We start from the raw sequence: 20,076 nt of genomic DNA, 5'->3' as shown, positions 1-20,076 counted from the left end.
CGGGCCGATAGAGGACTTTCACCACCAAGTCGCGATTCAGCCACCATAGCTGAATCGATGGCGCTTACACGCCACGCGCCCTGCCGGGCGCACCAAAAAAAAGGCGAGCCAAACGGCTCGCCTCTGAAACTTGCATGACTACGGATGTGTTAACTGATCCAGCATAAAATTGGCTTCTTTTAATTTCTCTTCCAGCTTCCGCAGTTCCTCGGCGCTATAGGTCTTTTTCCCCTCCTTGATCTCCATCTGTAACCGCTGAATTTTTGCCCCGATCGCTTCATTCTGCAGAACACAACGTTGTACGTGCTCTCCGGCCATCTGCTGTCCACTGTCTTTACCTGCAGCCAAAGCCGGCGTTGCCGCAAACAAACCTGCGACCAGCAACAACAAAACTGACTTTTTCATGCGCGTATCCTCCCTTTAGGGTTTCCGGTCACTTGCCGCCGTAACACCTTTGTTAACGCAGCATGACCGTGTGCTAAAGTGGCCTGTGAGCCCTTTTCCAGCCATTCTAATTCATAGCGTAGCAGTTTTTTTTTATTTGTCTCTTTGCGACTTTGTTAAATCGACATCAACTCCACAAATATTTTGGCCAGTGCAGCTTTTTTCTAAAGGAAGCTAAATTTCAGGGGGAGAACAAGCTGAAATTGAACTCTCTGTCGAACGATGGAAGCCGTAGAGACCGCTATGTTTCAAGTCTCCACGGCTTCCTGATCTCTTTTAGCTATTTGAGTTCATACTTAAGTTCAAACTGACGCTTCACGCCGTCGGCCAACTGCGATCCCGCCGTGAAGAGATATGCTCCTTTTTGATCCAGGACAATGTCCGCACCAAAATGCGCATCCATACCGATCATCTTGAGCGCCCCGCCCTCTTTTCCATCCGGCCCTTTGATCTTGACGGCGACGACCCCTTCTTCAATGGTCTTGCCATCCTTCGCATTATAAAAGTGAATCATTAGATGGTGGGTTTCTTTCATCCCCATTTTCGCCATTGTCGCTTTGACATCGTTGAGATAAACGATCGCTTTGACCCCGTCGACGGTCTGTTCGCCGACCGTTATCATCCCTTTGTGCATGTCGCCTTTTTTGCTCATGCTACCATGGTCCATCCCCGCCATGTCGTGTTTCATGGCGAAACTGATTCCCGGGAGGGCAAGCAATACAACAAGACAGCTTGTGAACAATCTTTTTTTCATAATCTTTCTCCTGTTTTGGTTAGTGGTTAATGATCGCAGGGACAAAGAAATACAGATGTGTTCCCCTTCCCTACTCTTCAATATCGCCAGTTGTCGTCGGCTCCTGGGTCTTTTTCAAGCTCCGCCCACGCCATAGATAAAAGATAACCGGATAGACGAGGAGTTCCATGATGCCAGACGTGACGACACCGCCGACCATCGGTGCGGCGATGCGCTTCATGACATCGGCACCGGCACCGTGACTCCACATGATTGGCAACAGACCGGCGATGATGACGGTGATCGTCATGACTTTGGGACGAATCCGTTTGACGGCGCCGTGGTGGATCGCCTGTTTCAGATCACCGAGAGTGAGCATCCGCCCTTTCTCCTGCCAGTTTTTGTAGGCAAGATCAAGGTAAAGGAGCATGACCACGCCGGTCTCGGCATCAAGGCCGGCGAGGGCAATGATCCCGACCCAGACCGCAATTGAAGTATTGTAGCCGAGGAGATAAAGGAACCAGAAGGCCCCGACCAGCGAAAAGGGGACCGCAAGGAAGACGATGCCCGTTTTGATCAGACTCTTGGTGCTAATATAAATGATGACAAAGATCACTAGAACCGTCAGGGGGATAATCAGCAGCAGCCGCTCTTTGGCCTTCTCCATGTATTCGAACTGACCGCTCCAGACTAAATTGTAGCCCGGAGGCAACTGAACGTGCTTCTCAACCGCTTCCTTGGCGCTGGTGACGTAAGAGCCGATATCGCTCCCTTCCAGATCGATGTAGACCCAGGCAGTACGCCGTGAATTCTCGCTCTTGATACTGTCGGCATCCCGTTTGACCGCAAAGGTCCCGAGTTGTGCCAGCGGAATCTGACGACCGCCGGCAGCACCGACCAAAACACGGCCAAGCGCTTCGGGATCACTGCGGAAATCGCGGAAATAGCGGACGCTGATCGGATAACGCTCCAGCCCTTCAACAGTCTCCGAGACCGCCATACCGCCGATGGCGGTTTGAAAGGTCTGCTGAATCGCATCGACACTGATCCCGTAGCGGGCGGCGGCAGCCCGGTCGATGGTGAAGTCGAGGTAGGAGCCGCCGACGGTGCGCTCGGCAATTGCCGAGAGGGTACCGGGAACGGTGCGTACAACGGCTTCGACTTCTTCGCCAAGTCGGGACAGGACAGCGAGGTCCGGCCCCATGATCTTGATCCCGACCGGCGTCTTGATGCCGGTAGAGAGCATGTCGATGCGGGTCTTGATCGGCATCGTCCAGGCGTTGGTCAGTCCGGGGAACTGAATCGCCCGGTTGAGCTCATTGGAGAGTTCCTTGACGGTGATCCGCCGACTCTCCGGAAGGATCAGACGCAGCGGCGGCTTAAGAAAATCCGGCCAACTCGAATAAAAACGCTGCACCGGCACGTCGCGCCATGCTTCCTCGGGCTTGAGCATGATTGTCGTCTCGATCATCATCATCGGCGCCGGATCGGTAGCGGTTTCAGCGCGGCCGATCTTGCCGAAAACCCGCTCGACTTCAGGGAACTGGCGGATGATCCGGTCGGTCTGCTGCAGCAACTCCTTGGCTTTGGTCACTGACAGCCCGGGCAAGGTCGTCGGCATGTAAAGGAGATCCCCTTCGTAAAGGGGGGGCATGAACTCCGACCCCATCTTGCTCATCGGCCAAGCAATGGAGAGGACCGCCACCAGAGCCACAGTGAGGGTCGCCACCCGCCATTTGAGAACAAAGTCGACCATCGGGTGATAGATGCGAATCAGGAAGCGGTTGATCGGATTCGCTTCTTCCGGCTTGATCTTGCCGCGCACCAGCCAAAGCATGAGGACCGGCACCAGGGTGACGGAGAGGAGAGCGGCGGCACCCATGGCGTACGTCTTGGTGTAGGCGAGGGGTTTGAACATCCGTCCCGCCTGTTCCTGCAGGGTAAAGACCGGGAAGAAGGAGACAGTGATGACCAGCAGCGAAAAGAAGAGGGTCGGTCCGACCTCTTTGGCAGCATCAAGGATGATCTGGGCGTGCGGCTTTTTGTCGCGATCCCGTTCAAGGTGCTTGTGGGCATTTTCGATCATGATGATCGCCGCGTCGATCATCGCGCCGATGGCGATGGCGATGCCGCCGAGGCTCATGATATTGGCGTTGATCCCCTGGGCATGCATGATACTGAAGGCCATGAGGATCGCCACCGGCAGGGTAAAGATGGCGACGAAGGCGCTGGGAAGGTGCCAAAGGAAGAGGAGGGTGACAAGGGCGACGACGATGCTCTCTTCAAGGAGTTTCTCCTTGAGGGTGGAGACCGCCCGCTCAATCAGCCCGGAGCGGTCATAAACCGGGACAATCTTCACCCCTTCCGGGAGCCCGGCCTGCAGTTCGCTGAGCTTGGCCTTAACGTTCTCGATGGTGGCGAGGGCGTTCTCGCCAAAGCGCATGACAACGATGCCGCCGACCACTTCCCCCAGCCCATCGAGTTCAGCGACCCCGCGCCGCATCTCCGGGCCGATGCGCACCTCAGCGAGATCACGCACCAGAATCGGCGTCCCTTGCGGTGAAGCCATAACAACGATGTTGCGGATATCTTCGACCGATTTGATGTAACCGCGACTACGAAGGACGTATTCAGTCTCGCCGCTCTCGATCGCCCCGCCGCCGACGTCGAGGTTGTTCTTCTCGATCGCCATCATCACTTCATTGATCGGAATGCGATAAGCCTGAAGCTTGTTCGGATCGACGACGACCTGATACTCTTTGACAAAGCCGCCGAGACTGGCAACCTCGGAGACACCTTCGACCGAGGTCAGCTCATAGCGCAGAAACCAGTCCTGGATGGAGCGCAACTGTTGCAGGTCATGGCGATCGCTGGTCAGGGCGTATTCATAAACCCAGCCGACGCCGGTGGCGTCCGGGCCGAGGGTGGGGTTCACCCCTTTGGGAAGGCGGCCGGAAAGGGTACTGAGCGATTCAAGGACCCGCGAACGCGCCCAATAAAGGTCAGTGCCATCCTCGAAGATGATATAGACAAAGGAGTAACCGAAGAAGGAGTAGCCGCGCACCGTCTTTGCCGCCGGCACCGAGAGCATGCGGGTGGTCAGCGGGTAAGTGACCTGATCCTCAACCACCTGCGGCGCCTGTCCCGGATAATCGGTAAAGACGATAACCTGCACATCCGAAAGGTCGGGGATGGCGTCAAGGGGCGTATTTTCCAGGGAGTAGACCCCGCCGATCACCAGAAAGAGGGTGGCAAGGACGACCATGAAGGTATTACGCAGGGACCAGGCGATTATTTTTTCGAGCATGTGAATTCCTGTCTTACCGAGCGATCGGTCGGATCAGTCGGATCGGTCGGATGCGTTATTTAAACAAATCGTCCAGGTTCTCTTTCGGCTTCTCCTCCGGCGGGGCGCTCATCTTCTGCAACGCCTCGCGCAACCGGCTCTCGGAATCAAGCATGAACTGGGCCGAGATCACCACCTGCTCCCCTTCTTGCAAGCCGTCAAGGATCTCGACGTTGCCGCTATCATCCTTCACCCCGCTGCGGACGATCCGTGGCTCAAAACGTCCCTCGCCCAGCGCCACAAAGACCGTCTGCTGTTCGCCGGAGTCAAGGATCGCCTCGGTGGGAATAACCAGGGCGGCGGATTGCTGCACTCCGGCGATGTTGACATCGACGTACATCTCCGGCTTGAGTTCAAGGCCGGGATTGGGGAGCTCGATACGGGCACGGGCGGTGCGGGTCTCACCGGAGAGGTTTGGGTAGATGTAAGCAATCTTGCCACGCAGCACCTTGCCGATGCTGTAGGGGAGGATAATCTCGGCATTCTGGCCGACCTGCACCACCGGCAGCTGATATTCGTAAAGTTGGGCATCGACCCAGATCTTCGAAAGATCGGTGATCTGCAGCAGTTCCTCGCCCGGCATGACCCGCATGCCGGGAAGGGCATTCTTCATCATCACAATCCCGTTAGATGGGCTGTAGAGAGTCAGAGTCTTCCGTGCTTCGCCGCTTTGCTCCAGGGTGCTGATCTGCTTGTCGGAGATATCCCAGTACTTGAGGCGGGTGCGGGCAGCGGCACGCAAGCGCTGCGCCCCTTGTGCAATCTCCGGATAAGGATTATCGGCGAGGCGTTCGCTGTTACGCAGAGCAAGGAGGTATTCCTGCTGCGCCGAGACCAGATCCGGGCTGTAGATCTCCAGTAGCGGAGCCCCCTTGCGCACCGGTTTGCCGGTCTGATCGACATAAAGCTTTTCGATCCACCCCTCAACCTTGCTGTTGATCGAACTCTGACGCGATTCATCGGCGGTGACAACGCCGACGGTCTTGATGCTGCGCGAAATATCCTGCCGCATGACCGGAGCAATACGCACCCCCATGTTCTGGCTCGTCGCCGGATCGATGGTGACCCCGCCGCCGTCCCCGCTCTTATCGTAGACCGGCACCAGATCCATGGCACAGATCGGACAGAGACCGGGTTTATCGCGGATGATGAAGGGGTGCATACTACAGGTCCATTGATGCGCTTCTTCATTCTCGCTGACGGTGACTGTGTCGGGCGGGAAGTCGTGGCTATGCCGACCGAGCAGATAACCGCCGATAGTGAATCCAAGAATGGCCAAGAGCACGATAGGGATGACGATCTTCTGTTTCATCTTGTCCTCTTTCTCACTTTATCCGGGCACCGACCAGCGCCTCCAGTTCGGCGCGCTGCATCTGATTTTCAGCGATGAATTCGTAGTAACGCTGGCGCACGCTGAAGAGTTGCATGCGGCTGTCGAGAACGCCCATCAAATCCCCCTTCCCCACTTCGTACGAAGAGAGGAGCGCTTCCGTGGCAAACTCCGCTTGCGGGATCATTCCATTTGTATAAAGATCAGCCATGGCCGCGCTGGCGCTAAGCCGCGCCAGACTATCACTGATGCCGCGGCGGATTTCATGCCGTAACTGTTCGATTTCAGCCGCTGCCATCTTCCCCTGCGCCTGCGCCTCGGCCACCATGGCTCGCCGGGACTGGCGTTGCACCGGAAGATTGAAACTTACGCCGGCACTATACATATCCTCCCCCATCGACTCAGGATCGCCGCTAAAGGCATCGCGTTGCATGTATTCGAAAGAGAGAGTGAAATCGGGATAGGATTCACGCCGGGCCAGGTCTTCACTGCTTTGCGCCTGCTCCAGACGAGCGTTGCGGGCGAAGAGCTCGGGGCGCGATGCAAAAGCGAGGTCTTCGAGCTCGGCAGCTGTTTGCGCCACCGGCACAATTTTGGCGCTGACTGTTGGCGGCGGCGTATCGATCGGCCGATGCAGCAGGGCGGCGAACATGGCAGCCAGACTCTTCTGGCGCTGCACCAGAGCGATGCGCATATCCTCCATGCGACTGCGTTCCAGTTGCGAGCGCAGGACATCATTCTGCCGCACCATGCCGGTACTGTAGCCCGTCTCAGCCAAGCGGTTGAGACTGTCGAGCAGAGCAATGTTCTCCGTTACCAGACGCAACGAATTATTCACCAGGGCGAGCTGCGCCCAAGCATCAAGAACCATCCGCCGCAACTCCACTTTGCGCTCGGCATGCTCCCATTCGACTGCTTTTGCTTCCTGCTCTGCCGCACTTCGAAGCAAACCGCGCTTGCCGGCAAAGGGGAGCATCTGACTGATACCGATGACCTTGGCGGTCGTATCATCCATCTTGAAGTTGAAGGGATCTTTGATCATGCCATTTTGAATCTTCAGCATCAACATCGGATCGTCAAGAGTTCCGGCCCGTTGCGACTTGGCAACCAGCATCTGCCACTTCTCACGGCTCGCGGCAATTTCGGGATTATTGACCAGAGCTTCGGCGACCAGAGCTTCAAAATCGTGGTTCGTCGCGGCCAGCGCGCTATGGGCGGCCAAAAAGAAAGTGACTCCCAGCAAAACTATTGAAATTCGTTTCATCTCTACCTCTTTAACAGGACGTTTATCACTTATAAAGCATGAGCCGTACCAATTAATTCACAACGCAATATTAAATAGTTATGCCTATCACCCTTTTATTTTTCTTTGGGATGAAGGATAATCAACACTTTGGCTGGAGATTATTCTACAGCTCTTAATCTGGCGTTTCTAAATATAACGCAAATAAAATAGACTGCAGTCGGGAAATCATACAAACGCCATGAAAAGCTGCAGATTCCCCCTTCTGAGCCCTTTCTGAGCTCTTGACCCGCGCCGGCGATGCCGCTAGACTGCGCCAACTTTTATGCACAGAAATCAAGGAGTCGGTTATGGCCATTGCAAGTAAAGTCCAACGTTGTATCGAAGGTTCTTCATGGATTCGCAAGATGTTTGAAGAAGGGGCACGGCTGCGGGCGATCCACGGTGATGATCAGATCTTTGATTTTACCATTGGCAACCCCTCGGTTGAACCGCCGGCCGCCTTCCGCCGCGAACTCCTGCAACTCGCCGAACAGCCCCTGCCGGGGATGCATCGATATATGAGTAACGCCGGTTTTGAAGAGACTCGCGCCGCCATCGCCGCCGCTGTGTCCAGACGCGGCCAGACCAGCGTCAAGGCCGAGCATGTGGTCATGACCTGCGGTGCTGGCGCCGCCCTCAACGTCATCTTCAAAACGATCCTCAACCCCGGCGACGAGGTGGTCATCCTTGCCCCTTATTTTGTCGAATACAAGTTTTATGTCGACAACCACGGCGGCACGACCAAAGAAGTCTGGACCAATCGCGACACCTTCCAGCTTGACCTCCCGGCCATCGCCGCCGCAATCAGTGCCACGACCAAGGCGATCATCATTAATTCCCCGAACAACCCGACCGGTGTTATCTATCCGCACGCCGATCTGTGTGCCCTCGCCGCCGTCCTTTCCGCCAAGGAGAAAGAGTTCGGTCAGACCATCTACGTCATCTCTGACGAACCCTATGCCCGACTTGCCTATGACGGCCACCATGTACCGCCGATCTTTGACTGTATCCAGAACAGCATCATTGCCACTTCCCACTCCAAGGATCTCGCCCTTCCCGGCGAACGCATCGGCTACATCGCCGCCAATCCGCAACTCGACGAAGTTGCCTCCTTTATCGAAGGAGCGGTCTTCTGCAATCGCGTCCTCGGCTTTGTCAACGCCCCGGCCCTGATGCAGCGCCTTGTCGCCAAATTGCAGGAGGAGAGCGTCGATATCAACGAATATCAGGAAAAACGCGACCTCCTTTATAACCATCTGTCCTCCCTGGGTTTTACCCTGACCAAACCGGATGGTGCCTTCTACCTCTTTCCACGTTCACCGCTGGCTGACGATATCGCCTTTGTCAACCTGGCTCAGGAGGAGAAGATCCTCCTCGTACCAGGAACCGGCTTCGGCGCCCCAGGTTACTTCCGTATCGCTTACTGCATTGATATTGACATCATTCGCCGAAGCTTCCCTGCCTGGGAAAGGTTGGCTAAAACCTGCGGATTGTCATAAGGACGATCTTTGAATAAAAAAGGCCGGCTCGTAATGAGTCGGCCTTTTCTATTCCCTTAGTGTTCATGCGCAGAAGCTTCAGGGCGCAAGGTCCCCTTTTTAGGGATCCTGAGCAGGACGCATATCTTTAACGCGAAGTTGCAGCGAGACCCGATCTTTCCACTCGTTACTCTGGAGCGTGACGAGGAGATCGATCTCGCCGGGGAGGAATTCAGCCCAGTGCGATGGATAAGAGAACGCAATGCAGGGCAAAGAAGAACCCCCTTGCCTGATTGAAAACTTGAGGTGACCGGTTCCGCAGGGAGCAACTTGCTGGGCCCGGGCGTTGCGTAAAAGAAAGAGCGGTTCAGGATTGCCGGCGCCAAAGGGGCTGAGGCGCTGGAGATCTGCGAAAATTGGCAGAGAGAGATCTTCGATGAGAACTTCACAATCATACAGGAGGACGGGGAGGAGATCGTCGGCGCTCAAGACGGTGGCTGATGCCTGCTCAAAGGCGGAGACAAAGGCGTCGATGCGATCGGCGGCAATCGACAGACCGGCAGCAAAGGCGTGGCCGCCGTAACCATCAAGATCGGCAGCACAACTTTGCAGGGTTTGGTAAAGATGGAGACCGCGAATCGACCGCGCCGAGCCCTTGCCGGTTGCACCATCGACAGCAATCAGCACCGTCGGACGATGATAGCGCTCGACCAGACGACTGGCGACGATGCCGATCACGCCGGGATGCCACCCTTCACCGGCGAGGACAATGGAAAAATCGCCCCCCTTCCCTGCTTCCACCTGGGCAATCGCTTCGGCGAGGACCTGCTGCTCCACACCTTGCCGCTCGCGATTAAAACCGTCAAGAAGCGCGGCCAGTTCCACCGCTCGCGCTCCGTCGTTGCTGAGCAAAAGCTCGACACCAAGATTAGCATCCTCCAGACGGCCGGCAGCATTGAGTCGGGGAGCAAGGCTGAAAGCAACATTGCCGCAGGTGACTTGACGAATGCCGGCTGCGACCGTGAGGGCCTTCAAACCGGGCCGCCGCCCTTGATTGATGATACCGAGACCGATGCGGGTCAAGATCCGGTTGACACCACGCAGCGGCACAACATCGGCAATCGTCCCTAGGGCGACGAGATCGAGACTGTAACGGAGGTCGGGCTCTGGCTTGACCGCAAAGGCACCAATGGCACGTAGCCGACTGCGCAGAGCGATGAGGAGCATAAACGCCACGCCGACGCCGGCAAGCTCTTTATCAGGATAAAGGGAATCAGGAAGATGGGGATTGACGATGGCGCAGACGACCGGGAGGATAGCGGGGGGTTGATGGTGATCGGTAATAATCAGATCGAGTCCGATTTCCCGGGCAACCTCGGCCTCATCGAGTGCAGAGATGCCGCAATCAACAGAGACAGCAACTTGGGCGCCGGCAGCAAAGGCCTGGCGGAGATGATCGGCGGAAAGGCCATAGCCATCGCGCAGCCGTAGCGGTATATAGTAATCGACTTCGGCACCTAAAGCCCGTAACCCTTCGACAAGGAGAGCGGTGCCGCTGATGCCATCGACATCATAATCGCCATGAATGGCGACCTTCTCACCGCCCTGAATGGCCGCGACGAGACGAGAGACTGCCGCCTCCATCTCACCGAGAAGGAGGGGGTCGGGGAGCTGCTGCAAACGTGGTTCAAGAAAATCGATGGCACAAGTCAGGTCGGTGCCACCACGCTGGGCAAGAAGATGCGCTGTCAAGCGATCGATATTAAGTTCATCGACGAATGATTGGAGCAAAAGGGGGCTGGGAAGGACACTCCGCTCCAGCCAGCGACGCATAGTGACAGTTTGCATAGAATCTCCGAAGATGACAGCAGGAAAATATTGTGCGTTCCCGGAACAATCACAACACAACCGTTTCCAGGTTAGTTATCGGTCCTTCCGTTGAGATGAGACGCAATGTAACTACAGGTTGGCAGAAGAGTAGAGGAGGAGAGATCGGGAGAGCAAAAAAAGATAACGCAACACAACTATGACGGCCAAAAGGCGGACCGGGAAGAACCCGGTCCGCCGTGGGGATGAATCATTGATTTGGCTGCGGGGGCATACGCATCTGGCCGGCGGGGATCAATGGCTGCGACTCCATTTGCCGGATTTCGGCGCGAATCCGCTCGGCAGAGTCACCGGTGGGGTTAATCTCAAGATATCTTTTCCAGACTTCGGTCGCCTTGACGTAATCCTGGAGGTCGTGGCGGTAAACGATACCGATATTAAACAGGCTCTGAATATGGCGGGGATCGACTTCATTTGCCTTAGTGAAATTCTCGATTGCTTTGTCAAACCAGCCGAGTTGGCGATACATGACCCCCTGATCGGTCAAGACGTTGGGATCATTGGGATTGATCTCCAGTGCCTTGGCGTAAGAATCGATCGCCTTAGCCGGCATTTGCGCATCGAAGTAAGTATTACCCAGTTCTACCCAGGCTTTGCGATTTTGCGGATCGTTGGCGACCAGGTTTTCCAGCATTTTGATCTTTTGCTGGGCGTTGACCGGCGCTCCCCCCTGCGGGGCGGCGATCGAGGGAGCCGAAGAGCTTTTGTTCTTCCCTTTACTGACAATGACACCGACGAGAAGTCCGACGATGAGGGCCACAACAACAAAGAGGACCGTCTCCTTATTCTTCATGCATGCTCCTTGAATTAAGAATTGATGACCGCAGGGACGACGGGACTTTCTTTATCGCCTTTATCGAAATAGAGGATAACCGGAGCTGCAACAAAGATCGATGAATGGGTTCCGACGACGATGCCGATAATCATGGCAAGAGCAAAATTGCGAATGACCTCTCCACCGAAGAGATAAAGGCAGAGTACGCTGAGCAAGGTAATTCCCGAAGTCATGATGGTTCGGGACAGGGTATCGTTGAGACTGCGGTTGATAATCCATTCGAGCTTTTGACCGACGTGTCTTGACAGATTCTCACGGATACGGTCACAAATAATAACCGAATCATTGACCGAGTAGCCGACGATGGTCAAAAAAGCAGCGACAACGGTCAAGTCAATCTCTTTATTGAAGACAGAAAAGAAGGCCAGGGTAATCAGTACATCATGGAGAAGAGCAATAACCACCCCGACTCCGAATCGGAACTCAAAACGAAAAGTAATATAAATGAGCATACCGATGATCGAATAAACGATCGCCATCACCCCTTTATATCGCAAATCCTTACCGACTTGCGGGCCGACCATCTCGGCACGCCGGATGTCGACAGTCCCGGCGCCGTAATGGCCCTCCAGGGTCTGTTGGACGCTATTGGCCAGACTTTCAGTCTTGCTGCTCGATTCCTGTGCTTTAATCAGGAACTCGTCAGCAAGATCCCCCACCTGCTGAATCGTCATCCCCTTAAGTTCCATGGGGGCCAGGCTCTGACGCATGTCGGCAGCGGTCGTGACTTGGTTCATCTTGACTTGCACCAGAGATCCGCCGGCAAAATCAAGACCTAGGTTGAGACCGCCTTTGGAGACGACGGAAAAAATGCCGATCATGATAAGAATCCAGGAGATGGTTATCGCCAGTTTTTTATGGCCGACAAAATTGATATTAGTATTTGGTTTAATGATTTGCATCGTTATCCCCTAGACGCTCAAGCGTTTAATAACGCGATTTTGCAGATAAAGATCAAAGATCCAGCGGCTGCAGAACATCGCTGTGAAGAGGGTCGTCAAGATACCGACCGAAAGGGTCACAGCAAAACCCTTGACCGGACCGGTCCCGAACTGAAAGAGGATCAGACCGGAAAGGAGGGTCGTCAGGTTGGAGTCCATGATCGTCCAGAAGGCCTTTTCATAGCCGGCTTCAATAGCAGCACGCGGAGTTCTGCCGAGACGCGCCTCTTCACGCATGCGTTCATAGATCAGTACGTTGGCATCGACCGCCATCCCCAGAGTCAAGGCGATACCGGCAATCCCGGGCAGGGTCAAGGTCGCTTTAAAGAAGATCAGCGCGCACAGAAGCAAAAGAAGATTGAGAATCACCGAGACCACGGCAACAACCCCGGACCAGCGGTAATACAGGATCATGGCGACGCCGACGAAGATGAAAGCCAGAGTCACGGCCATCTGTCCCTGAGCGATGGAGTCGCGGCCCAGGGAGGGTCCCACCGTGCGGTTTTCGAGAATACTCACCGGCGCCGGCAAAGAACCGGCGCGCAGGATGATGGCCAGATCGGTCGCTTCCTGCTCGGTAAAAGAGCCGCTGATCTGGGCGCTTCCGCCGGAGATGCGTTCGCGAATCACCGGTGCCGAATAGACGGTGTTATCGAGGACGATCGCCATGCGTTTACCAACGCTGGCGGCCGTAACCTGATCAAAACGCTTGGCGCCAATCGCATTAAAATCGATGGCAACATAGGGTTCGTTGAAACGGCTGTCGATGCGCACCTGCGCATTGGAGAGGAGATCGCCGGTCATGGCGGTCTTCTCTTCTACGACGATAGGAGTTTCCGTAAACTTACCGGTCGCTTTATCGGTATTGCGCTCATAAAGGAGTTGGGTGCCGGGGGGGAGCTCCCCCCTGACCGCCGCCTGAGGGTCAGCATCTTCGGCGACCATCTTGAATTCGAGGCGGGCTGTTTTGCCCAGCAGGGCAATCGCGCGCTCGGGATCCTTGATCCCCGGCAGCTGAACAAGGACGCGATCGGCCCCTTCCTGCTGCAGTATCGGCTCACTGACCCCGAACTGGTCAATCCTGTTGCGCATCGTTTCGACGACCTGTCGAACTGACATCTCCCGAATCGACTGCGCCTCATTACTGTTCAGGCGAAACTTCTTAATCAGGTAGCTGCCATCCTGAGCCTCACCAGCATCCTCAAGAATACCGAGATTATCATTGACCAGCTTGTCGAGACTCGCGGCCGCATCTTTATCGTAGACCGTCACCGACAACACATCATTGCCGGTCCGCTCAACCCGCTTGTAAACGACATCCTTCTCGCGCAGGAGATTGTCGAGGTGATCGACCAGTCCGTCGAGTCGTGCCTCCACCGCTTTCTCGGTATCGACCCCGAGAATCAAATGCATACCACCCTGCAAATCAAGACCGAGATGAACAGGATCAAAAGTCTTTGTCCAGATAGCCGGCAAAGAATCACGGAAGAAAGTCGGGGCAATAGCCACCAGAGCGAGCAGAGAAAGTGCAACAATCAACACGCCCCGCGATTTAAGACTAGACATGAGCTGATTCGACTCCTTTAGAGATGAAAAGTGCCGGGTTATTTTTAACTGTTCGGCAATAAAACCGGAGATGGATCAGTACTATTAAACTATTCGCTCTTGACCGTCACAATCGAGGAACGACTCAGTTTGATCTTGACCCCGGTGGCGATTTCGACCTGAATCGTATCGTCCTGCACTGCGGCAACCTTGCCATGGATGCCGCCGGCGGTGATGACCTGATCGCCGACCTTGATGCTTTCGACCAGAGCTTTGTGTTCCCTGGCCCGTTTTTGCTGGGGACGGATCAAAAGAAAGTAGAAAATGGCAAACATCGCGACGAGCAGTAGTACGTTCGCCCAGGGACTCGGAGCTGCCTGCGCAGCGGGGGCAGCTTCAGCATATGCAACAGAAACCATTGGTATATTCCTCCTTGTTGGTTGATGAATCCTGACCGGGAAAATCGACAAACTATAAAATTATAACTGAAAATTGCGCTTTTCGTAAAAGCTTTTTCTAAAGTCGGCAAAGGTGCCGGTTTCGATGGCGTTCCGCATTGAGGCCATGAGGTGCAAATAATAATACAGATTGTGCATTGTGTTCAATATCGATGCAAGGATTTCTCCACTTTGAAAAAGGTGGCGAAGATAGGCCCGACTATAGCGTCGGCAGACAGGGCAACCGCATTCCGGATCGAGAGGGCCGGAATCATGAGCATAACGGGCCTGCTTGATACTGACCTTGCCAAAGGAGGTAAAGAGAAGGCCGTTACGGGCATTACGGGTCGGCATGACACAATCGAACATGTCGCCACCCCGGGCTACCGCCTCGACAAGATTCTCCGGCGTCCCGATCCCCATGACATAACGGGGCTGGTCTTGGGGCAGATACGGCATGGTCGCCTCCATGACGTCATACATCTGCTCAGCGCTCTCACCCACCGAAAGACCACCAAGGGCATAACCTTCAAAACCGCCGGTGACGAGATCTTCCGCACTCTGGCGCCTCAGGTCCGGATACATTCCCCCTTGGACAATGGCAAAGAGTGCTGCATCGTCCTCCGGGCGACGGGCAGACTGGCAACGCTTCGCCCAACGACCGGAGCGAGCGGTGGAAGCCGCCACATACTCCCGGGTGGCAGGATAAGGGATGCACTCATCAAAAGCCATAATAATATCAGCGCCCAAAGCTTCCTGTACGGCAATGGACGATTCCGGCGTCAGACTGAAGAGGGTGCCATCAATATGAGAACGAAAACGCACCCCTTCTTCATCAATCGCCCGCAAATCCCCGAGACTGAAGACCTGGAAGCCGCCGCTGTCAGTAAGAAGCGGTCGATCCCAGTCCATAAAGGCGTGCAATCCGCCGAGTTCCCGAACCAGCTCATGTCCCGGTCGCAACAACAGATGATAGGTATTAGCCAGGATGATCTGGGCACCGACTGCCTTTAGATCATCGACCGTCATCGCCTTGACCGTACCACGCGTCCCTACCGGCATAAAAATCGGGGTTTCGATTATCCCGCGCCGGGTATGGATCCGCCCGCGGCGGGCTTGGCTCCGGGGATCAGTGGCAATCTGCTCGTAGTGGAATCGGCTCAAAAAAACTCCTGAATCATAGGATCAGCATGCAATCGCCGTAACTAAAGAAGCGGAAACGTTCCGCAACCGCCTGGCGATAAGCACTCATTGTCAAAGCATGTCCGGCAAAGGCCGAGACCAGAACGAGAAGAGTCGACTCTGGAAGGTGGAAGTTAGTGATCAAACCGTCGACAACCCGGAATCTGCTACCGGGGGTGATAAAAATATCGGTCTCGCCCGCTCCGGCGCATATCCCTTCCTGTCTGGCGGCGACTGCTTCCAGAGTGCGTGTTGTCGTCGTCCCGACCGCAATCACCCGGCGGCCTTCTGCTTTGGCGCGATTCACGGCTTCCGCCGTCTCAACCGGAATATGAAAAGACTCGCTGTGCATACGATGCTCGGACAGAGTTTTCACCCGCACCGGAGTAAAGGTGCCTATACCGACATGTAAGGTCAGGGTCGCAATCTCTACCCCTAGCGTCCGTAAACGTTCAAAGAGGGCCGGAGTAAAGTGCAGTCCGGCGGTCGGAGCAGCCACAGCGCCCGGCGTTGCGGCATAAACGGTCTGATAACGCTCCCGGTCAAGGAGTTCATCCGCCCGGCGGATATACGGCGGCAGGGGTACATGCCCGAATTGCTCGACCGCTGCAATAAAATCATTATCACAGGAAAACTCGATCAAGGTCAGACCTTGTGCATCAACCCCCTGCACCGTGCCACAGATCGTGCCGGGAAAGAAAAGACGGCTGCCGGCGCGCGGCGACTTCGAAGCACGGGTCAAACAACTCCAGAGCTCATGTTCCCCCGGATGCCGTTGCAGCAAAAAAGCTTCAACCTGACCGCCACTCTCTTTATGCCCCAGCAATCGCGCCGGACGAACCCGGGTATCGTTGACTACCAGCAGATCGCCACGGCGAAAATACGACAAGAGATCAGGGACCAATCCCATAGCAGTTTGTGCCGTTGCTCGATCCAGGACCATCAACCGCGCATCATCACGCTGCGGCGCCGGATACTGGGCGACCAACTCTTCAGGGAGTGTAAAGGAGAAATCATCGAGACGCATAGAGACTCAATCCGACCATAAAGTTAAAACGCGTAAAACAACCATAAACTATTCCAAAATGTCAATTTCTTTATCACCTTGCCGTGTCAACCTCCCGGTCCTTTTCTGTCACGATAAAGCTTTCCGCAATCTCCCGATAACATGAAATATTCCGATATAATCCAGGACGAACAACTTAATTAAAACCCCTTATTTCATATGACAATTCAAGTCATTTAACCAAAAAAAATTTAATGATGAAATCGGTTGGTAATTTATGGGATAATCGGTTATTAAAATAGAGAATGCTTCTTAAAAACAACTTTACCAATAACTGGACATTCAGTCTCTTACATGAACTCCCTTAAAATAAAAATACTCGGACTGATCGCCCTGATTATGTGTGGGGTCATCGGCCTGATTACCTGGAAAAATATTAACACCCAGCACGACATGCTGACCAAGGTCGCCGAACAGAGCGGCCGTCTGGTGAGTGAGACGATTCACAATAGTATCAACAGTCACATGAAAAATGGTGAACAGGACAAGGTCCAGGAGATTTTTGCCAAAATCGGTGAGAATTCCTCGATCGCCTCCATCAAAATTTTTGATGAATCTGGTCGTATACTCGCCTCTGCCAACAAGGATGACATTAACAGGCTGATTAATATTTCGGATCTTTTGGCCTACCGCTCCGGTCGTACCTCCTATCCCGACGTTGTTGATGGCCATAAACGCTACAAAACCCTCATCCCCTTTGAAAATTCTTCAGAATGCAGCAGTTGCCATGATCCCGAGCAGAAAGTTCTCGGTATTCTTTCTCTGCAACTTTCTTTGCAAGATGCCGAAATTCTCCAGACATCCAGTCGCAACACAACCCTCCTCACTGCAATCGCCGCCATTGGTCTGCTCGTCATCGTCATAACGACCTTTATCCTCTTTTACGTCGATGCGCCGATTCGCCAGATCATTACTGCCATGGAACGAGTGGAGGAGGGAGAATTTGACCAGGCGGCTATCCAGATCAACAGTTCAGAAGAAATGGCAGAACTGGGGAACAAATTCAACGTCATGGTCGACCATCTTAAAACATTGGTAGAAAATACCATTCTCCATGAATGTGAACTCGCTGTCAGTCGCGAGCAACTCGCCCATCAAGGTGAGCTGCAAAGCATGAATATTACAGTTGAAGAGCGGTTGAAAGAGATCGAATACCTCAATATCTCCCTGGAAGAACGTATCGAAGAGATCGAAGAAGCGAACTACAAGATAGCGGATCTGGCAAGTGATCTCGAATACAAGAACAAGAGCCTGGAGATGACGGTCTCCCGCCTCTCCGCCCTCAACAAGATGGGTGTGGCGCTCAATTCGACTCTCGATCTGGAAGGTCTCTTCGAGACCATGATTCGTCGCGCGATCGAAGCGGTCGGCGCCGAAATCGGCTACATCCTCCTGTATGACTTTGAACACGGCACCCTCAAAGTCGGTAGTGCCGTTGGTCTCTTTGATCTGGTCAATCGCGAGACCCGATTGCCGTTGCGACCCGGCGGGGTGACTTACTGGGTGATTCAGAAACGGCAACCCTTACTTATCGAAAAGACCGAAAATAATCGCGAGTTCAGTCCGATAAGTTCCCTGGGTTACACTCGTGAGACCCTGATCTGCTCCCCACTGATTGTTAAAGACGAAATCATCGGCACGATTACCCTGGCAAACAAAAGAGACAGATCAACCTTTAATGAACAGGACCTTGAACTGCTCACAACGATTGCAGCCCAGGCCTCCGTTGCCATCAAAAATGTGCACCTCTACGAAGACCAACAGACTACCTACCTGAATACCATGCAGGCGCTCGTTTCGGCGGTCGAGGCAAGTGACCCCTATACTTGCGGTCATTCAGAGCGCGTCACCCGTTATGCCCAGATTCTCGGCCGGCAGCTCAATCTCAGCAGCGATGCATTCAAAAGACTCGAGCGCGCCGCCATCCTCCATGACATTGGCAAGATCGGTATAGACGCGGCGGTTCTGAACAAGGAAGGTGTTCTTTCAACGAGTGATATCGATATCCTGCAACATCACCCGTTGATCGGCACCAAAATTCTCGAACCAATCTCTTTCCTCGGGACTGTCCGGCAGATTATTGTCCAGCATCACGAGCGCTACGACGGCACGGGCTACCCTTTCCGCGTCAAGGGAGACGACATCCTCCTTGAGGCCCGGATCATTGCCGTGGTCGACACCTATGATGCAATGACCTCGGATCGGCCTTACCGTAAAGCCCTTTCCCATGAAATCACCCTGGCTGAGATCCAGAGGTGTTCCGGCACGCAATTCGATCCCTATGTGGCTGATGCCATGCTGACCCTTTGCCAAAACGGTCAGTGGCCACTTTAATCTCAATGACTTCATCTTCTCCCCCCAACAACTTCAGCAAGCGGTCGCTACTTTACAAAATCCTCACTCCTTTCGTCCTTATCATTATCATCTTTGGCGGTATCGGTTCCTATGGAATCTACCGACTGTTTCAGGATGCCTTGACCTCCACTGCGAATCAACGTCTTATGACGATTCAAGAGGTCGTGTTTCGCGAGATAAAAAAACAGGAATTACTGCTGACAACTTATGCCAATCTGGTTGTTTTTCAGTATTCCACCAAGAGAGAAAGTCAATCCGCCCCCTATTCTCTACTGGATCAGGATAGGTTTTTAGGTTTACTCAACAACGGAAATATTACTGCGAGCGTCTACCCGGCAAGAGTCGATGGTGAACATGGGGCCTGTGATAATCTTTTCCGGCAGGCAAATGCCAGTGGCAAAGCGCGCTTTAGCTTCTCTTCGACGCCGGACATCCCCGCACTATTAAGCGTTGTTGTCCCACTTTCGCGCGGAGGAGAGGCTAAAGAACTCTTGCTTCTGCAGACATCGGTAGACAGGACCTTTTTAAAACAGATTGTCGCACCGTTCTCTAGTGATACCGCGATCCTGGATCTCAACCGCAAATTACTGGTAACGACAGCGGAAGATATCAGCTTGAGTGCCCTGAGCGATGAGCAGATGACCCGCCTGCTCAACGGCGAAAAGATCTTGCAGACGATTAAGCACAACGGCTATCACCGCCAGCTTTATTCAGCGATCCCCGTCGGCAGTAGCGAAATTGTCATTCTGGCTGTAGATCTCCCCCTGACAGATCTTGATCTGTTAATGAAAACTTTTGCCACCAGAGCTGGACTGATCATAGGTCTGGCGCTTTTAATCGGGGGCTTCATTTTTTATCGTTTGATTTGCAGGATTACCAATCTTCTCACAGCCCTCCTGACGGCGACACAAGAGATCAGTAACGGGAACCTCGACTATCGAATTGAAGGAAAAATGGCAGGAGAACTCCAGCCATTTGCCGAAACTTTTAATCAAATGAATGACAAAATTGCTATTGTCTACAGGAGAAAAGCCAAACAGGAGCAGAAACTGGCACAACTGAACGAAAAACTTCACTACGACCAACTTCAGGAAGAAAAAAATCAGGAGATCGCAGAGGGTGTAAAAAACTTTGTGTAAATGGTCATCGTCGGTTACAACCCGTAACCACTGGAGGAACCGATGGCCATACCGAAAGACGTGCTCGACTGCC

15 protein-coding genes are annotated in these 20,076 nt (G+C 53.9%); 3 read left to right on the top strand and 12 right to left on the bottom strand.

Annotated elements, in window-relative coordinates; all coding sequences use genetic code 11:
* Nucleotides 1–138: 138 nt before the first annotated feature.
* The 5 genes from CVU69_13515 to CVU69_13495 all read right to left on the bottom strand — a co-directional run bounded on the left by CVU69_13515 (nucleotide 139) and on the right by CVU69_13495 (nucleotide 7,117).
* Complete coding sequence (locus CVU69_13515; protein PKN11255.1) at nucleotides 139–405, bottom strand: hypothetical protein; 267 nt, start codon at nucleotides 403–405, stop codon at nucleotides 139–141.
* Between the two features lie 319 nt (nucleotides 406–724).
* Nucleotides 725–1,198, bottom strand: coding sequence for a hypothetical protein (locus tag CVU69_13510; GenBank protein PKN11254.1), 474 nt, complete (start codon nucleotides 1,196–1,198; stop codon nucleotides 725–727).
* 70 nt (nucleotides 1,199–1,268) lie between these two features.
* Nucleotides 1,269–4,484 (bottom strand): CusA/CzcA family heavy metal efflux RND transporter, encoded by a 3,216-nt coding sequence (locus CVU69_13505; protein ID PKN11253.1) that lies wholly within the window; start codon nucleotides 4,482–4,484, stop codon nucleotides 1,269–1,271.
* A 55-nt stretch (nucleotides 4,485–4,539) separates the two neighbouring features.
* Complete coding sequence (locus CVU69_13500; GenBank protein PKN11252.1) at nucleotides 4,540–5,835, bottom strand: efflux RND transporter periplasmic adaptor subunit; 1,296 nt, start codon at nucleotides 5,833–5,835, stop codon at nucleotides 4,540–4,542.
* A 13-nt stretch (nucleotides 5,836–5,848) separates the two neighbouring features.
* Nucleotides 5,849–7,117 (bottom strand): TolC family protein, encoded by a 1,269-nt coding sequence (locus CVU69_13495; GenBank protein ID PKN11251.1) that lies wholly within the window; start codon nucleotides 7,115–7,117, stop codon nucleotides 5,849–5,851.
* A 329-nt stretch (nucleotides 7,118–7,446) separates the two neighbouring features.
* On the opposite strand from CVU69_13495, the gene CVU69_13490 reads away from it, so the two are divergent.
* A complete protein-coding gene (locus CVU69_13490) occupies nucleotides 7,447–8,637 on the top strand; it encodes an aspartate aminotransferase (protein PKN11250.1) in 1,191 nt (396 codons plus the stop codon).
* A gap of 99 nt (nucleotides 8,638–8,736) precedes the next feature.
* Here CVU69_13490 and recJ read toward each other — a convergent pair whose 3' ends face one another.
* The 7 genes from recJ to CVU69_13455 form a co-directional block, all read right to left on the bottom strand.
* Complete coding sequence (gene recJ / locus CVU69_13485) at nucleotides 8,737–10,464, bottom strand: single-stranded-DNA-specific exonuclease RecJ (protein ID PKN11249.1); 1,728 nt, start codon at nucleotides 10,462–10,464, stop codon at nucleotides 8,737–8,739.
* 229 nt (nucleotides 10,465–10,693) lie between these two features.
* Nucleotides 10,694–11,296 (bottom strand): hypothetical protein, encoded by a 603-nt coding sequence (locus CVU69_13480; GenBank protein PKN11248.1) that lies wholly within the window; start codon nucleotides 11,294–11,296, stop codon nucleotides 10,694–10,696.
* Between the two features lie 14 nt (nucleotides 11,297–11,310).
* Entirely contained in the window at nucleotides 11,311–12,240 is a 930-nt protein-coding gene (secF, locus tag CVU69_13475) for a protein translocase subunit SecF (protein PKN11247.1), read from the bottom strand.
* A 9-nt stretch (nucleotides 12,241–12,249) separates the two neighbouring features.
* Nucleotides 12,250–13,845, bottom strand: coding sequence for a protein translocase subunit SecD (secD, locus tag CVU69_13470; GenBank protein ID PKN11246.1), 1,596 nt, complete (start codon nucleotides 13,843–13,845; stop codon nucleotides 12,250–12,252).
* Nucleotides 13,846–13,934: 89 nt separating this feature from the next.
* Nucleotides 13,935–14,243, bottom strand: a complete 309-nt coding sequence (gene yajC / locus CVU69_13465) for a preprotein translocase subunit YajC (protein ID PKN11245.1) — start codon at nucleotides 14,241–14,243, stop codon at nucleotides 13,935–13,937.
* A gap of 60 nt (nucleotides 14,244–14,303) precedes the next feature.
* The gene (locus CVU69_13460) at nucleotides 14,304–15,425 is read right to left on the bottom strand and encodes a tRNA guanosine(34) transglycosylase Tgt (GenBank protein ID PKN11244.1); all 1,122 of its coding nucleotides are present in this window, start codon (nucleotides 15,423–15,425) and stop codon (nucleotides 14,304–14,306) included.
* Nucleotides 15,426–15,438: 13 nt separating this feature from the next.
* Nucleotides 15,439–16,470: a tRNA preQ1(34) S-adenosylmethionine ribosyltransferase-isomerase QueA gene (locus CVU69_13455; GenBank protein PKN11243.1), complete on the bottom strand. Its 1,032-nt coding sequence runs from the start codon at nucleotides 16,468–16,470 to the stop codon at nucleotides 15,439–15,441.
* 333 nt (nucleotides 16,471–16,803) lie between these two features.
* Here CVU69_13455 and CVU69_13450 point away from each other — a divergent pair, with 333 nt between their 5' ends.
* Together CVU69_13450 and CVU69_13445 are read left to right on the top strand one after the other, a co-directional pair.
* Nucleotides 16,804–18,843 carry a hypothetical protein gene (locus CVU69_13450; protein ID PKN11242.1) on the top strand — a complete coding sequence of 680 codons (2,040 nt, stop codon included), beginning with the start codon at nucleotides 16,804–16,806 and terminating at the stop codon, nucleotides 18,841–18,843.
* Between the two features lie 5 nt (nucleotides 18,844–18,848).
* Nucleotides 18,849–20,003 carry a hypothetical protein gene (locus CVU69_13445; GenBank protein PKN11241.1) on the top strand — a complete coding sequence of 385 codons (1,155 nt, stop codon included), beginning with the start codon at nucleotides 18,849–18,851 and terminating at the stop codon, nucleotides 20,001–20,003.
* Nucleotides 20,004–20,076 lie beyond the last annotated feature (73 nt).

This window comes from Deltaproteobacteria bacterium HGW-Deltaproteobacteria-4 (assembly GCA_002841765.1).
Lineage (GTDB): Bacteria > Desulfobacterota > Desulfuromonadia > Desulfuromonadales > UBA2197 > UBA2197.
The sequence above is the reverse complement of the archived record's forward strand: the minus strand, read 5'-3'. Positions and strand labels throughout refer to the sequence as shown.